Annotated in this window: 12 protein-coding genes; 5 read left to right on the top strand and 7 right to left on the bottom strand. The window is 63.6% G+C overall.

Annotated elements, in window-relative coordinates; genetic code table 11:
- Positions 1–55: 55 nt before the first annotated feature.
- Positions 56–1,129 (bottom strand): ATP-binding protein, encoded by a 1,074-nt coding sequence (locus AAIH46_RS11080; protein WP_430305914.1) that lies wholly within the window; start codon positions 1,127–1,129, stop codon positions 56–58.
- Between the two features lie 61 nt (positions 1,130–1,190).
- Positions 1,191–1,913, bottom strand: coding sequence for a response regulator transcription factor (locus AAIH46_RS11075; RefSeq protein WP_430305913.1), 723 nt, complete (start codon positions 1,911–1,913; stop codon positions 1,191–1,193).
- A gap of 71 nt (positions 1,914–1,984) precedes the next feature.
- On the opposite strand from AAIH46_RS11075, the gene AAIH46_RS11070 reads away from it, so the two are divergent.
- On the top strand, positions 1,985–2,740 hold the full coding sequence (locus AAIH46_RS11070; RefSeq protein ID WP_430305912.1) for a phosphatase PAP2 family protein: 756 nt from the start codon (positions 1,985–1,987) through the stop codon (positions 2,738–2,740).
- 17 nt (positions 2,741–2,757) lie between these two features.
- Here the strand turns inward: AAIH46_RS11070 and edd are convergent, their stop codons facing one another.
- The 5 genes from edd to AAIH46_RS11045 all read right to left on the bottom strand — a co-directional run bounded on the left by edd (position 2,758) and on the right by AAIH46_RS11045 (position 9,691).
- Complete coding sequence (edd, locus tag AAIH46_RS11065) at positions 2,758–4,578, bottom strand: phosphogluconate dehydratase (RefSeq protein WP_430305911.1); 1,821 nt, start codon at positions 4,576–4,578, stop codon at positions 2,758–2,760.
- Positions 4,579–4,683: 105 nt separating this feature from the next.
- A complete protein-coding gene (gene pgl / locus AAIH46_RS11060; protein ID WP_430306541.1) occupies positions 4,684–5,382 on the bottom strand; it encodes a 6-phosphogluconolactonase in 699 nt (232 codons plus the stop codon).
- 5 nt (positions 5,383–5,387) lie between these two features.
- Positions 5,388–6,860 (bottom strand): glucose-6-phosphate dehydrogenase, encoded by a 1,473-nt coding sequence (gene zwf / locus AAIH46_RS11055; protein WP_430305910.1) that lies wholly within the window; start codon positions 6,858–6,860, stop codon positions 5,388–5,390.
- 95 nt (positions 6,861–6,955) lie between these two features.
- On the bottom strand, positions 6,956–8,242 hold the full coding sequence (locus tag AAIH46_RS11050) for an NAD(P)/FAD-dependent oxidoreductase (protein ID WP_430305909.1): 1,287 nt from the start codon (positions 8,240–8,242) through the stop codon (positions 6,956–6,958).
- A 9-nt stretch (positions 8,243–8,251) separates the two neighbouring features.
- The gene (locus AAIH46_RS11045) at positions 8,252–9,691 is read right to left on the bottom strand and encodes a glutamine synthetase family protein (protein WP_430305908.1); all 1,440 of its coding nucleotides are present in this window, start codon (positions 9,689–9,691) and stop codon (positions 8,252–8,254) included.
- A gap of 145 nt (positions 9,692–9,836) precedes the next feature.
- Between AAIH46_RS11045 and AAIH46_RS11040 the strand changes: the two genes are divergently transcribed.
- The 4 genes from AAIH46_RS11040 to AAIH46_RS11025 all read left to right on the top strand — a co-directional run bounded on the left by AAIH46_RS11040 (position 9,837) and on the right by AAIH46_RS11025 (position 16,100).
- A complete protein-coding gene (locus tag AAIH46_RS11040; protein ID WP_430306540.1) occupies positions 9,837–11,003 on the top strand; it encodes an NAD(P)/FAD-dependent oxidoreductase in 1,167 nt (388 codons plus the stop codon).
- A 204-nt stretch (positions 11,004–11,207) separates the two neighbouring features.
- Complete coding sequence (locus AAIH46_RS11035; RefSeq protein WP_430305907.1) at positions 11,208–13,742, top strand: methyl-accepting chemotaxis protein; 2,535 nt, start codon at positions 11,208–11,210, stop codon at positions 13,740–13,742.
- A 215-nt stretch (positions 13,743–13,957) separates the two neighbouring features.
- Positions 13,958–14,080, top strand: a complete 123-nt coding sequence (locus AAIH46_RS11030) for a hypothetical protein (RefSeq protein ID WP_430305906.1) — start codon at positions 13,958–13,960, stop codon at positions 14,078–14,080.
- 181 nt (positions 14,081–14,261) lie between these two features.
- The gene (locus AAIH46_RS11025; protein WP_430305905.1) at positions 14,262–16,100 is read left to right on the top strand and encodes a methyl-accepting chemotaxis protein; all 1,839 of its coding nucleotides are present in this window, start codon (positions 14,262–14,264) and stop codon (positions 16,098–16,100) included.
- The last annotated feature ends 63 nt before the right edge of the window (positions 16,101–16,163 follow it).

The raw sequence follows: 16,163 nt of genomic DNA, 5'->3' as shown, positions 1-16,163 counted from the left end.
CAAACGGCGGTCACGGCACATATTGCCTCTCGGTCCTGTAGTTGAAATCGTATGTCTACGAGACCTGGAATGTGATCTTCGCGAAGGCACCGCCGCCGGGATTGTTGCCGACCTCCAAGCGCGCATTGTGGCCTTCCGCAATCGCCTTGACCACCGTCAGGCCTAGCCCCGAACCGCTGAGACCGCGACCGTTGAGCCTCTCGCTTCTCCAGAACATATCGAAAGACGAGTGCTGCACGAAGTCCGGTAGTCCCGGACCCGTGTCTTGAACGGAAATGAATGACTGCCCGGCTTCATCCAAACCAGTACGGACATCGATCGGACCGCAGTGACCGGCGTATCGACGGGCGTTTTCGAGCAGAGCGAGGAGAGCCTGGCGGAAACGGTCTGGATCAATTCTCGCCGGTGCGGGCTGAAGGTCAGTTCTAAGATCGACGCCATTGCCCGCGGAGGCCTGGAACAAGGTCACCGTCTCCAAAACATGCAGTGCCAGGTCTGTCGTCGTCGTTGCGATGACAAAGTTGCTCGTGCCTGCCAAGGAAAGCGTGTTCAGCTGGTCTACCAGGCGGGACATGCCCTGTGCCTGCCCCAGCAGAGCACGCAACCGTTCCTCGCTGGCAGGAATGACCCCGTCGGACATGCCCTGCAGGTTGCCCTGCAACACGGTGAGCGGCGTGCGCAATTCGTGGGCAACCGCTCGCGTATTGAACTTCAAACGCGTTTCCAGCGAAAGCAGTTCGCTGGCCATGCTGTTGATCGTTATCGCGAGCGCTTCGACCTCTCTGGTTGCGCCCGGTTCGACAGTGACCCGGAAATCGCCTTGTCGGATCTTCTCCGCGGCCGCCGTCAGGTGGGTAAGCGGCGCGACGATCCTGTGAGCCAGGACGACCCCGATGGCGCTTGTCAGAACAATGAGTGCGAAGCCGAAACCCAGAACACCCTCGACAGGTGACGCTTCGGTCGCCTCCTCCAACTGCGGGAAAAGGGGAGCGAGCGCCGCGAGGGCCTTCGGATCCGGGATCTCGCCGGTATTCAGGCTTGCCCAGGCCGATCTTGCATCTTGAGGCAGCCTGTCCAGGGCCGTTACCTCAGCGTGATCGATGTACCAGTCAACAACGATGTAAAGCATCGCTATCGTCACGACTTGTATGATCGACGCCAATGCGGCTGTCATGGTTGCAAGAGTTGGTCTAGACACCCGTCGACCTCGCGAAACGATAGCCGATACTGCGGACTGTGGTGATGTACCCATCCTGGCCACAGTCTGCGAGCTTGCGCCGCAGATTGGCGATATGCGTGTCAATGGTGCGATCGAGGGCGTCACTTTCGGGCAAGCATGCGTCCAGCAGAGATGCTCTTTCGAACGTCTTGAACGGCGACCTTAACAAGCAGACCAGCAGGCGGAATTCGGTTGCCGTCAGCGGCAGTTCAACCCTGCCTTTGTCCGTTGATGCAATCGCGATGTGCGATCCCGGTTGGACTTCGATCTGGTCGTGCCGGATAACCTCGCTGGCGATGACACCTCTGGTTCGTTTCAAGACGGCCCCGACCCGCGCCACAACTTCCTGTGGGTTGAACGGTTTCGTGACGTAATCGTCGGCGCCGAGCTTCAGACCGAGCAATTTGTCGGTGCTGTCATCCATCGCCGACAGGAAGATCACCGGCACGGTGGAATTGCCCCGGACCTTCGTCAGAAGATCGAAGCCGTCGATATCCGGCAGGCCGATGTCGAGCAGGATCAGGTCCGGCTGCAATCTCTGTACATGGGTGAGAGCCGTGCGGCCTGTTGAGGCTTTGGTCGTCCTGTAGCCAGCTCTTGCAAGATACTTTTCCAGCAAGGTCGCTATCTCTTCGTCGTCCTCGACCACCAGCACGAGCGATGAAATCATCGTCAAACTCACTGACTTTGACATGCTCTTCTCCGGTTCTCCGTCAAATCTTGACAATCCGGCGGGAGAACGTGGCCCTCAACGAGGAGCCACCGATGAACGTAACTGACATCAACCGCGCTCAAAAAGCAATTTCGAAAACCGCAGACGACAGACCCCGCAATCTGCTTGCCCAGGCGCTGATACTACTGGGCTTTGTTTCCCTGATTTTCGCAGCGGTGCCAGAACTGGACCTCATCGTCACTCGCTTGTTTTGGCAGCCCACCGCCGGCTTTGAGTTCAATGAAAACAGCTTCCTCATTGCCTTTCGCGACGCCAACAGGTTTCTACCCTGGATCGTCGCCGGCACTGCAGTTGCGCTGTTGATTCCCAGTCCATTCCTCAGGTACCTGAAATACCCGCCCGAACCGCACAAGCTGCTGTTCGTGATCATCTTCTTTGCTGCGGGGCCGGGGCTGGGCGTCCACCTGATCAAGATCCTGGTTGGCAGAGCGCGTCCAAGGGCACTGGAAGAATTTGGCGGGGATGCAGTCTTTACGCCCCCATGGCAGCTCACTGACGAATGCGTCAGGAACTGTTCCTTCATCTCGGGAGAGGCGGCAAGCGCCTTCGCACTGCTCACACTCGTTGTGTTCGTCGCGCCCAGATACCGGACGCTCTATCTCGGTGCCGTTGGCATTGTTGCGGCGGCCTTCGCATTCAACCGGGTGATGTTGGGAGCCCACTTCCTCTCAGACGTGGTTATCGCCTGGAACGTGATGTTCGTTCTGGCGGCGCTGCTCTGGCAATCGTTCTCGAGCAATTCACCCCAGATCGATGCCATATTCGCCAAAGACTTCGACCAACCGTAGGTCCTTCCTGCACCGCCCTATCCGAAGAACACGCTGGCGCCGGAATCGGCTGGGCCGACCTGGCGGCGGAAGGGGGCGAACAGCTCGCGGCCCATGCCGAATTCGTTGTCGGAGAGATCGGCCTCAGCCACCGGCCGCGCGGCGAATTCCGCCGCATCCACCAGCACTTCCAGCGTGCCGGCGACAGCGTCGAGACGGATCATGTCGCCATCCTGGATCCGCGCGATCGCGCCGCCATCGACGGCCTCGGGCGTCACGTGGATGGCGGCGGGCACCTTGCCGGATGCGCCGGACATCCGCCCGTCGGTGATCAGTGCCACCTTGTGGCCGCGGTCCTGCAGCACGCCGAGCGAGGGCGTCAGCTTGTGCAGTTCCGGCATACCATTGGCCTTGGGTCCTTGGAAGCGCACCACGGCAACGAAATCGCGGTTCAGCTTTCCGTCCTTGAAGGCATCCAGCATTGCCTGCTGGGTGTGGAAGACGAGGGCAGGGGCCTCGACGATATGGCGTTCCGGCTTGACCGCGGAAATCTTGATGACCCCCTTGCCCATGTTGCCGGTCAGCATCTTCAGGCCGCCATTGGCCTGGAACGGCGCTTCGATCTGCGACAGCACTTTGGGATCGACGCTCTCATCCGGTGAAGGTACGCGCTGCACGGTCCCGTCTTCATTCAGATGCGGCTCGATCGTGTAGGCGGCAAGGCCCTGGCCGAAGACCGTGCGCACGTCGTCATGCACAAGACCAGCCTTGAGCAACTGCTTGATCAGGAAGCCCATGCCGCCTGCGGCGTGGAAATGGTTCACGTCGGCCGAGCCGTTCGGATAGACGCGGGCGAGCAGCGGCACCACGTCGGAGAGATCGGAAATGTCCTGCCATGTCAGCCGGATGCCGCCGGCACGCGCCATGGCGATCAGGTGCATGGTGTGATTGGTCGAGCCGCCTGTGGCATGCAGGCCGACCACGCCGTTGACGATCGAGCGCTCGTCGATCATCTCGCCGGCCGGCGTGAATTCGTTGCCGAGCGCGGTGATCGCCAGCGCCCGCTTGGTAGCCTCGCGGGTCAGCGCATCGCGCAGCGGCGTGCCGGGATTGACGAAGGATGCACCGGGCATGTGACAGCCCATGATTTCCATCAGCATCTGGTTGGAATTGGCCGTGCCGTAGAAGGTGCAGGTGCCGGGGCCGTGATAGGATTTGGATTCCGACTCCAGCAGTTCTGCGCGGCCAACCTTGCCTTCCGCATAGAGCTGGCGAATGCGGTTCTTCTCGTCATTGGGCAGGCCCGACGTCATCGGTCCCGCCGGAACGAAAACCGAGGGCAGGTGGCCGAAGCTCAGGGCTGCGATCATCAGGCCAGGCACGATCTTGTCGCACACGCCGAGAAACACCGCCGCGTCGAACATGTTGTGGCTGAGACCGATGCCTGCCGACATGGCGATGATATCGCGCGAAAACAGCGACAGCTCCATGCCCGGCTGGCCCTGGGTAACGCCATCGCACATGGCGGGAACGCCGCCGGCAACCTGCGCCACGCCGCCCACTTCGGCGGCCGCCTTGCGGATCAGATCGGGGAAATGTTCAAACGGCTGGTGTGCCGAGAGCATGTCGTTATAGGCGGTGATGATACCGAGATTGGGGACGACATCGCCGGCGAGCGCCGCCTTGTCCCCGGGGGAACAGACGGCAAAGCCATGCGCGAGATTGGCGCAGGCAAGCACGCTGCGCGTGACAGTTTTGCTGGACGCTTGGCGAACACGCTCGAGATACGGTTCGCGCGTCGGCTTCGAGCGCTCGACGATGCGTCTTGTGATTGCTTCGATGCTGGGATGGGCAGCCATGTCGTCCTCCATGGTCGGGCTCGCAAGCAGCCTGCGCGTCTCGCGCCGGTCCCGACGGTCGTCTTCGTCGTTATGCCGCGGCGGGCGGCGGTGGGGCGCCGGAATTCAGGGCGCCCAGTAGATCTCGATCGGCGAGGCCGCCCGGTTGAGCATGGCACGGATCGGCATCTGCATTTCATCGGATCCGGCCTGCGCCTGATCGAGGACGGCTTTCTTGGCATCGCCCTCGATGTGCAGCACCAGGTAACGTGCGTCGGCAAGGCTCGGGAAACTGAACGTCAGCCGCTCCTCGCCGGCGCCGTCGGCAGTCATTGTCATCACCCCGCGCGGCGCATCGGCGGCAATAACGCGCGCCAGATGGTTGCCGCCCGGGAAGAACGAGGCGGTGTGACCGTCGGCGCCCATGCCGAGGATGACGACATCGAACGGATTGCCGATGTCCTCGGTCCGTTCGGTGGCGATCGCCGCTGCCTGCAGCGCCGAGGGAACGTCCTGGTAAAGCGGCAGGAAGATCGCCTGCGCCGCCTTGCCCTGCAGCAGGTGGGTGGCAACCAGCAGATGGTTGGAGCGCGGATTGTCGGCGGGCACGAAGCGCTCGTCGACCAGCGTCACCACCACCTTGTCCCAGGCGATATCGCACCCCGAGAGGGCCTGGAAGAAACGAACCGGTGTCGAGCCGCCGGAGACGGCGATCGAGGCCGTGCCGCGTTGGGCCACGCCATCCGCCAGCCGGGCGGCGACATCCGCCGCCAGGTGTTCGGCAAGCGCTGCGGGATCGGCGAAAGCATGCAGATGTGCAGCCATCGCCATCAGCCCTCGTGCCAGGTGCGGCCGTCGCGCTCGATCAGCGCGATCGCCTGGCTCGGCCCCCAGGTTCCGGCGGTGTAACCCTGTGCCAGCTGGCCGGTCGCTTCCCAGCCCTTGAGGATCGGGTCGACCCAGCGCCAGGCGGCTTCCACTTCGTCACGGCGCATGAACAGCGTCTGGTTCGAGCGGATGACATCCATCAGCAGCCGTTCGTAGGCATCCGGGCTGCGCACGTTGAAGGCTGCGGCAAAGCTCATGTCCAGCGAGACGTTGCGCAGGCGCATGCCGCCCGGACCGGGATCCTTGATCATCAGCGACTGCTTGACGCCTTCGTCCGGCTGCAGGCGGATGATCAGCTGGTTTGCCGAGATGCGCCCGGCGGCCGGGTCGAAGATATTGTGCGGGATCGGCTTGAAGGTGATGACGATCTCCGACATGCGGCCGGTCAGCCGCTTGCCGGTGCGGATGTAGAAGGGCACGCCGGCCCAGCGCCAGTTGTTGATCTCGGCCTTGATGGCGACGAAGGTCTCGATGTTGGAGACGCCGCCTTCGAGTTCCTCGAGATAACCCTTTACCGGGCCGCCGGCAGAGGCGCCGGCGCGGTACTGGCCGCGCACCGTCATCTGCTCGACATTGGTCTCGGTGATCGGCCGAAGCGCGCGCAGCACCTTCAGCTTCTCGTCGCGCACCGCCTCGGAATCCATCGACGACGGCACTTCCATGGCAACCAGGCAGAGCAGCTGCAGGATATGGTTCTGCACCATGTCGCGCAGCGCGCCGGCGGTATCGTAGTAGCCGGCACGGCCCTCGAGGCCGACCGATTCCGCCACGGTGATCTGCACGTGGTCGATGTACTGGGCCTTCCAGAGCGGCTCGTACAGGGCATTGGCAAAGCGCAGCGCCATCAGGTTCTGCACCGTCTCCTTGCCGAGATAGTGGTCGATGCGGAAGATCTGCTCTTCCTTGAACACCCGGCCGATCGTGTCGTTGAGATCGAGCGCTGAGGCAAGGTCTCGGCCGATCGGCTTCTCGACGACGATGCGGGTCGACTTGGTAATAAGATCGTGGTCGCGGATCTTTTCTGAGATCGCGCCGAAGATCGCCGGCGCGACCGCCAGATAGAAGGCGCGCACCCGCTCGGTGCCATCGTCGAGGAGCGCCTTCAGCTGGTCCCAACCGGCGTCCGACTTCGCGTCCACGGAGATGTAGAACAACCGGCCGAGGAACTTGGCGACTTCGGCATCGTCGTATTCGCCGGCCTTCAGGTGTTCCTTCAGCGCTTCGTCGGCGAATTTGCGGAACTCTTCATGGCTGAGCGCACTGCGCGAGGCGCCGATGATACGCGTCGGTTCTGTGAACTGGCCTTCGATCTGGCGGTGGTAGAGCGCCGGCAGCAGCTTGCGCTCTGCAAGGTCGCCGGTGCCGCCGAAGACGACATAATCGAAGGGTTCCACGGGAATGATCTGGCTGCTCATGCCTAACTCTTTTCGAAGTCTCGAGGTTGAACACTACATAATCTAATCGATTTAAAAATGCCAGCCCCGGATCGCGCGGATCTTGGGCGCAGGCATCAGAAGCGGTCCCGCAGGGCGAACCACGACAGCGCCAGGAACAGCAGCGGACTGCGCAGCCGCCGGCCGCCGGGGAAGGGCGGGATCTTCAGTTCCGTCAACAGGTCGAGCTCGCTGGAATTGCCGGCGATCGCATCCGCATACATCTTACCTGCATAGTTTGACAGCATGACGCCGTGCCCGGAATAGCCGGCAATCGAGGTGACGCCGGGCATAACCTCGCGTGCAAACGGCTTGCGCGGCAGGGTGATGCCGACCGAGCCGCCCCAGGCATGGGTGATGTCGATGTCCTGCAGGGCCGGATAGAGCTCGGCAATCTGTTTTCGGATATGCCGGGAAATGTCACGTGGGCTGTCGGCGGTATAGGCCTCCCGCCCACCGAACAGCAAGCGCCCGTCGCGGCTCTTGCGAAAGTAGCGCACCACGAAGCGCGAATCGGCAACTGCTTCTGATCCGGGCAGCACCTGCGGAAAGTTATCGAGCGGCACTGTCGCGGCGATGAACGAGCGGATCGGCATCACGTGCGCCGCCGTCTGTTGCTCGAGGTTGCCGATATAGGCGTTGGTGCCGATCAGCACCCGGTCCGCGGTGATCGTCCCGCGCGGCGTCTCGATCAGCGTGCGCCCGCCCGTGTGGGTGATGCTCTTTGCCGGCGTCATCTCGAGGATGCGGGCGCCGGCATCGGCTGCGGCGCGGGCAAGCCCGATCAGCAGTTTCAGCGGATGGATATGGCCGGTGCCGGTATCGCGAACGCCGCAGTAGTAGCTTGTCGAACCAAGCCGCTCGGCGGTCTCCGCCTTGTCCATGAAGCGGATATGCGGATAGTCGTAGCGGGTCGTCAGCATCTCCACCGAACGACGATAGTGCGCCTCGTAGCCGCGCTTGTGCGCCACGTTCAGCTGGCCGGGCAGGTACTCCATGTCGATCGCGTGGGTCTCGGCAAACTCCAGGAGATAGCGCTTGGCGTTCTCGGCCATGTCGAACAGCGCCCGGGATCGTGCGTAGCCGAGTTCCGGCTCCAGCTCGTCGGGCCAGGCGCGCTGTCCGGTCCCCAGCTGCCCGCCATTGCGCCCAGACGCGCCGTCGCCAAACCGCCCGCCTTCGATGAGGACGACCGTCACGCCGCGCTTGGCGAGATTGTAGGCGGCCTGCAGGCCGGTGAAGCCGCCGCCGATCATCGCCACATCGACGGAGATGGAGCCGTCCAGGCTGTCATAGATTGGCCGGTCGGGAACGCTCTCCTGGTACCAGGAAACACCCGGCGCGATGGGGCTCTGCCACGTCATCGTGCGACCTTACACGTTGAGGAGCAGGAATTCACGCTCCCATGGGCTGATGACCTGCATGAAGGTCTCGAACTCGCCGCGCTTGACCCCGGCATAGAGACCGATGAACTCCTTGCCGAACACTTCCTCGAACGCGCTCTCGCCCTCCAGCAGCGCGACCGCCTCCAGCAGACCGCGCGGCAGGTCGATCGAGCCCTCGTTGGCCGTGTCGTAGGTTGGCTCCGTCGGCTCGATGGACCGCACCATGCCTAGCCAGCCGCAGGCGAGCGATGCCGCCAGCGCGAGATAGGGGTTGGCGTCGGAGCTCGGTAGGCGGTTCTCGACGCGCCGCGCCGCGGGCTCCGAGATCGGTACGCGGAAGGCCGTGGTGCGGTTGTCGTAACCCCAGGCATTGTTGACCGGGCAGGCCATGTCGGGCGTCAGCCGCCGGTAGGAATTGACGTATGGGGCGAGCATGGCAAGCGAGCTCGGCACGTATTTCTGCATGCCACCGATGAAGTGGAAGAAGTCCCGCGATGGCGACCCGTCGGCGTTCGAGAAGATGTTGCGGCCGGTTTCCACGTCGATGACCGACTGGTGGATATGCATGGCCGAACCCGGCTGCGCCTGCATCGGCTTGGCCATGAAGGTGGCGTAGATGCCATGCTTCAGGGCAGCCTCGCGGATCGTCCGTTTGAACATGAACACCTGGTCGGCAAGCTGGATCGGGTCGCCATGGCGCAGGTTGATCTCCAGCTGGGCGGGGCCTTCCTCGTGGATCAGCGTATCGATCTCGAGGCCCTGCTTTTCGGAGAAGTGGTAGATGTCGTCGATCAGCTCGTCGAACTCGTTGATGCCGGCGATGGAATAGCCCTGTCCGCCGACGATCGACCGACCGGACCGTCCCTTCGGCGGGTGCAGCGGATAGTCAGGGTCGTCGTTCATCGCCACCAGGTAGAACTCGATCTCCGGCGCCACGACGGGCTTCCAGCCCCGCTCGCGATAGAGGTTCATGACGTTCTTCAGGACGTTGCGCGGCGTGTAGGGCACCTGCTCGCCGGTGGTGTTGACCACGTCGCAGATCACCTGCGCCGTCGGGTCGGTCTCCCACGGCACGACCGAAAGGGTCGACAGGTCGGGCTCCAGTTTAAGGTCGCTGTCGCGCGGCTCGTAGCGGAAGTTTGCGGTCTCGTCGGGGTACTCGCCGGAAATCGTGTGCCGGTAGAGCGCCGAGGGAAGCGCCAGCGAGGTGTTCGAGGTAAATTTCGACGCCGGCATCATCTTGCCGCGCGCCACGCCTGCCAGATCCGGCGTGATGCATTCGATGTCCTCGATGCCGCGTACCTTCAGCCAGGCAGCCGCGTCACGCCAGTTGACCGCCCCGCGCAGCGAGGTCAGGGACGGTTCCGCAGCCTTCGTCTTGGAGAGGTTTCCGGACACGCGGGTAGAAGGCTTCTTCTTGGGCGGCATGCTTCACCGTAAGATGTTGACGATGCCGCATCATAGCGGGAACCCGTTCTTTAGCCAGCCGGCTGATTGACTTTGTGGTCCGGATCGCAAACAGGGATGGCTTGAGAACACGGGATTGCCGACTGTGAAACGCCGATATGATGTGATGGTGCTGGGCGCCGGCGCCGCGGGCATGATGTGCGCCATCCGAGCCGGCGCCGGCGGCCGATCAGTGCTGGTGGTCGACCATGCAAAGGCGCCGGGCGAAAAGATCCGCATCTCCGGCGGCGGCCGGTGCAACTTCACCAACGTCCACGCCAGCCCGGCCAACTATATCTCCGGCAACCGGCATTTCGCCAAGTCGGCCCTGGCGCGCTACACGCCGCGTGACTTCCTGGCGATGGTCGAAAAGCACCGTATTGCCTGGCATGAGAAGACGCTCGGCCAGCTGTTCTGCGACGATAGCGCCAAGGATATCGTCCGCATGCTGCTGGACGAGATGCTGGCCGTCGGCGTCGATCTCCAGCTGCAGCGTCAGATAGGCGCGATCGAGAAAACCGAGGACGGTTTTCGCGTCGCGATCGACGGCGAAACGGTCGAGGCGGGTGCGCTGGTGGTGGCGACCGGCGGCAAGTCCATTCCAAAGATGGGCGCCACGGGACTTGCCTACCGGATTGCCGAGCAGTTCGGCGTGGCGATGACCGAAACCCGTCCGGCGCTGGTGCCGCTGACGCTTGACCCGTCGATGCTGGAAAAGCTGTCGCCGCTCTCGGGCGTTTCCGTCGATGCGCAGGTGCGTCACGGCAAGACGACGTTCCGCGAAGCGCTGCTGTTTACCCATCGCGGACTGAGCGGCCCATCCATCCTGCAGATCTCGTCCTACTGGAAGGAAGGCGATGACATCGCCCTGACGCTGGAGCCGTCCTGCGACGTGCTGGCGCTGCTGAAGGAGGCCCGCCGGCAGAATGGACGCCAGGCGGTGCAGACGGTTTTGGGCGAGATCCTGCCGCGGCGCCTCGCACAGTTCCTCGCCGATCAGCACCGGCTGGTCGGACCGCTGGCGGACTACAGCGACAAGGCGCTGGGAGCCGTGGCGGCAGCCGTGCAGGACTGGACGATCAGGCCAGCGGGCTCGGAAGGCTATCGGACTGCCGAGGTGACGCTTGGCGGCATCGACACCAGCATGCTGGATTCCCGAACAATGCAGGCCAAGGCGCTGCCTGGGCTTTACTTCATCGGCGAGTGCGTCGACGTCACAGGCTGGCTCGGCGGCTACAATTTCCAGTGGGCCTGGGCTTCCGGCCATGTCTGTGGCGAGGCCCTTTCCGGCTGAGCAGCCTGAGGCAGTCCAGAGGACGCGGTTTCGACCCCACGGTCGATGCCGATGCGCTCGCATTGCGCGAAGTCATGGAGCCGAACACCAAATTCATCACCCGGAATTCAGTCTTCGTTCACGTGTGCATGGCACAACGAACCGTCCCCGATTTCGACAGAGACTGCGGCGGGGGGACTGCATTTGCGTTTTCAGGGGTGTTCCATGGTCATCGATCGTATGCTTGCGCGCTTTCGGATTCAAACCAAGGTCGTGGCATTCATTGTGCCGTTCGTCGTCAGTATCTCGGCGGTCGGACTGTCCGGCATCTACGCGTCCAATCTGCTGCAGAGCCGGATGGACATGTCGAATGCGGTGCTGCAGTCGCTGAGCGGCTTCAAGGGCGTGTATGCCAGCATGACCGAATTCCTCCGCCACACGAGCGATGAATCGCGCAAGGCGCTCGATCAGCAGATCAAGGAACAGATCGATCAGCTGAAGACCGTGCGCTCCGGCGCCAACAACGATCAGGGTCAGGACGAGATCGATTCCGCCATCACCGGTGCGGACGCGATCGACAACCAGATCGACCAGCTATGGGCCTCCTTCCAGGAAGAGACCTCCGTGCGTGCCGGCCTCAACGCCGATCTCGCCGCCATCGTCAAGCTGCAGTCGGCTCTCCTCAGCTACGCAACCGTCAGCCGCGGCAACCTGGGCCAGGACGAGGCCAAGGCCAAGTCTCTGCTGCGCGACGCCGAGAAGCTGACGCGCGGCTCCGCGACCATCGCCAAGATGGTGACCGATTTCAACGGCCAGACCGCGCCGGAACAGAAGATGAGCATCGCCAAGGACCAGCTGCCGGCTGTCTCCGCCGCCGTTGCCGAAGTCGCCGCGGCCCTGCCGCTCGACCAGAAGGTTCTCGCAGACCAGCTGAAGGACAGCGTCCAGCAGATCCGCACCCAGCTTGAAATCGGCGTCGTCAACGACACGACGGTCGGTTCGGCCGAGCGCGCCGTCAACCTCATGCGGCCGTCCTCCATCCGCCTCCAGGGCGCCGCATCCACCAAGGCACGCCAGGCGACCGAAGTATTCGGCCAGCTGGACGCACCGATCGCCACGGCAACCAACTTCCTGAATGCCGCACGCCAGGTCCTCGACGCCGGCAAGATCGTCGAACTGAAGGCGACGACCTACGCGACCTCCCCGGATGCCGGTGTGCTCGGCGAATTGCAGGGCGCGCTGATGTCGCTGCAGATTGCTGCCGGCACCCTGAAGATGGATGAGAGCTATCCTGTCGAGGCACGCAACCGCGCCAGCGCCATCCTGCCGCTCACCGAGACGCTGGAAGCCAAGGCAACGTCGCTGCTCGACCTGTCGAAGAAGCGCGTCGACGCCTTCAACGCCGCCGCCCAGCAGATCGACGTCATCTGGACCAACCTGACGCGGTTTGCCGCAGAGCAGCGCGATGCCGCCGGCACCGAGCGCGACCGCGCCAACCAGATTTCGATCACCGCCACGGCACTCGGCATCCTCGTCGCCATCTTCGCCGGCATCGGCCTGATCTTTACCTTCAAGGGTCCGATCCTTCAGATTGCCGCCACCATGCGCCGCCTGGCGGCCGGCGACCTGGAGACCGCCATCGAGGGCGAGGCACGTCGCGACGAGATCGGCGACATGGCCCGCGCACTCGGCATCTTCAAGGAGAACGCCCAGGAGAAGGTCCGCATCGAAGCGATGAGCGAGCAGGAACGCGCTGCCGCCGACGCCGAGCGGGAAGGCAACGAGCGGGAAAAGCAGGAAATCGACCGGCAGATCCAGTTTGCCGTCGGCGCCCTGGCGCAGGGGCTGGAGCGTCTCGCAGACGGCGATGTCTCGACCACCCTCGACACCCCCTTCGTCGGACGCCTCGAACAGCTGCGCACCGATTTCAACCGCTCGATGATGCGGCTCCAGGATACCATCGGCCTCATCCAGCAGAACGTCTCGGCCATCCAGGGCAACGTTCGTCAGATGTCGCATTCGACCGACGACCTGTCGCGGCGCACGGAAACCCAGGCCGCCTCTCTGGAGCAGACGGCAGCCGCCGTCGGCGAAGTGACGGCAAATGTCCGCGCAGCCGCCGAACAGGCGCGCGAAGCGAACGGTATTGTTGCGGATACCCGCCGCAGCACCGACGGCTCGCTGGTCATCGTCCGCAATGCGGTATCCGCCATGGAACGCATCGAGGGTGCCTCGCAGAAGATTGGCCAGATCACCGAGGTGATCGACGGTATCGCCTTCCAGACCAATCTGCTGGCGCTGAACGCCGGCGTCGAGGCGGCGCGTGCCGGCGATGCGGGCAAGGGTTTTGCCGTCGTCGCCCAGGAAGTGCGCGAACTGGCGCAGCGCTCCGCAAGTGCCGCAAAGGAGATCAAGCAGTTGATCAACGCCTCGACCACCGAAGTCGCCAACGGCTCGCTGCTGGTCCAGCAGACGGGTGACGCGTTGGCCTCGATCGGCGATCAGGTGTCGCAGATCGCAACGCGCGTCGAGACCATCGCCGGCGCCTCCCGCGATCAGTCGGCAGCGCTGCAGGAGGTCAATGGCGCCGTCAACCAGATGGACCAGCTGACACAGCAGAACGCCGCAATGGTCGAGGAGACGAGCGCCTCCAGCCGTCAGCTGGCGGAAGAAGCCGACCAGCTCGTCGCGCTGCTCGACCAGTTCCGCGTCGAGCCTGAAGCCGGATCCGCCTATGGATCAGGCCGCCGCGCCGCCTGACCGGCGTTATTCTGAAAGCTCTGGCCCTCCGCGAGCAATCGCGGAGGGCCTTTTGATTTCTGCGGCCAGCTTTCATCGCGCGTCGACGATTCAAGACTTGTTAATCCACGTATCTCATTCTGCCTCAATGCGCGCACAGTCGTCGTGTACCCGGACTGTGTAGCGCTTCCCTGACGGGCGACCGTGGGGATGTCCAGTGGTTGAGGATACCGATCATGCAGAAGCCTCGTGCGCGTGCCGTTGCCATTGCCGAAACCAAGTCTCTCCTGCGTATGCGCCTTCTGGTGCTGGCTGCCGGTGCAACCGCAGCGCTCCTGGCATTGCCGGGCCTCTTCTAGGCACTGCAGCCGTCCACCTTGTCGCAGGGTCGGTACCACCGGCAGCATCCGCGCGAGCGCCTGGATGCGGCGGCGAACCTCCGGTCGCTACCCTCAAAATTGATAAACCGCAGGTTTAGGAAGTTTTTTACCGACTTTTCCTAGAATGTCCTCTCTGGCTCGCTGCCAAGAAGGGACCGATATGTCGAAAATCATTCCTGCGTCTGTCACGTCGCGCATCCTGATCCTCTGCCTTCTCCTGGTCGTTACCGCCGTCACGGCGGTGGGTGGCATGACCTATGCCTATCTGCGCGCGGAGACGATGGAGAAAAGTGCCGGAGATGCACGCTCGGCGATGCGGGCCATGGCCATCCTCTACAATGGCTCGGTACAGGGCTCGCAGCTGTCCGTCACCGACGGCACGGTGACCCGCGTCCGGCAGGACGGCAAGGTCGAGCTGGCAGATCACACGCTGGTCGATCGCACGGCGCAGTCGATTGCCGGCGTCGCCACGGTCTTCCAGAAGCAGGGCAGCGACTACGTCCGGATCTCCACCAACGTCAAGAAGGAAAGCGGCGAACGGGCCACCGGCACCAAGCTGGCGGCCGATCACCCGGCCCAGGCGGCGCTGGCCCGCGGCGAGGCCTATTACGGGCCGGCCGAACTCTTCGGCCGCAGCTTCATCACCGGCTACTTCCCGGTCACCGACATGAGCGGCGCCGTCTCCGGCGTTCTCTTCATCGGCATTCCGCTGGAGGTCTATTTCGCACAGATCGCCAATTCCGCATGGGTGATGATCGTCACCGGTTTGATCGCCATGGCCACCGTCTGCCTCGTCGGCTTCCTGATGACCCGCAGGCTTGTTCATCCGCTGACCGTGCTGACCGAGAGCATCCGCCTTATCGCCAGCGGCAAGGACACCGAGATCCCATACACCAGCCGCCGCAACGAGTTCGGCAACATTGCCAGGGCGCTGGAGGTCTTCCGCACCAATGCCCGCGACAAGCAGATGGTCGAGAGCCAGTCGGCGGAAGCCCGCGCCGAAGCCGATCGCGAACGCATCCGACGCGACGCGGAAAAGCAGCAGGTCGACCTGCAGATCGACGTGGCCGTCGCGGAACTCGGATCGGCCCTTTCGCGTCTGGCTCAGGGCGACCTGTCACAGACCATCGAGACCAGCTTCTCCGGCAAGCTGGAGCAGCTGCGCGCGGACTTCAACAGCTCGATCACCCGCCTGCGCGATACCATGGGACATATCCGCTCCAGCACGCTGACCATCCAGAGAGGAACCGCCGATCTCAGCGTCGCGTCCGACGACTTGGCGCGCCGCACGGAATCCCAGGCTGCCTCGCTGGAGGAGACCGCCGCCGCTGTCGACGAGATCACCGTGACGGTCGCCAATTCCGCCAGCCGTGCGAGGGAGGCCAACGAGGCCGTCTCGACGACCAGGAAAACCGCCGACAGTTCCTCGACCGTCGTCAGCAATGCCGTCGACGCGATGGGCCGCATCGAGGAAGCCTCGACGAAGATCGAGCTGATCATCGAAGTCATCGACGATATCGCCTTCCAGACCAACCTGCTGGCACTCAATGCCGGCATCGAGGCGGCCCGCGCCGGAGAAGCCGGCAAGGGCTTTGCCGTCGTCGCTCAGGAGGTCCGTGAACTCGCACAGCGGTCGGCAAGCGCCGCACGCGAGATCAAGGGTCTGATCAACCAGTCGAGCACCGAAGTGCGCAACGGGTCGGATCTCGTGCAGCAGGCCGGCAAGGTTCTGGCGGCGATCAGCGAGCAGATTGCCGGCGCCAGCCAGCATGTCGATTCGATCGCCACCGCCAGCCAGGATCAGTCGGCGGCGCTGAAGGAGATCAACGGCACCGTCAACAGGATGGACCAGCTGACCCAGCAGAACGGTGCCATGGTCGCCGAGACCAACCAGGCGAGCATCCAGCTGGCGGCCGAGGCGGATCGCCTGCTGGCCCTGGTCGAACGGTTCCGCATCGAAGCGGTGCAGCAGGGTCTGGGCAGCCGCCGCGCCGCCTGAGCGCGAACGAGTCTGGCCCACATACTATAATGCGAGACGGGGGCGCCACATCAGGCGCCCCCG

Source organism: Rhizobium sp. 0TCS1.26, assembly GCF_050455525.1.
Taxonomy (GTDB): domain Bacteria; phylum Pseudomonadota; class Alphaproteobacteria; order Rhizobiales; family Rhizobiaceae; genus Neorhizobium.
This window is presented reverse-complemented; position numbering and strand designations above follow the sequence as displayed.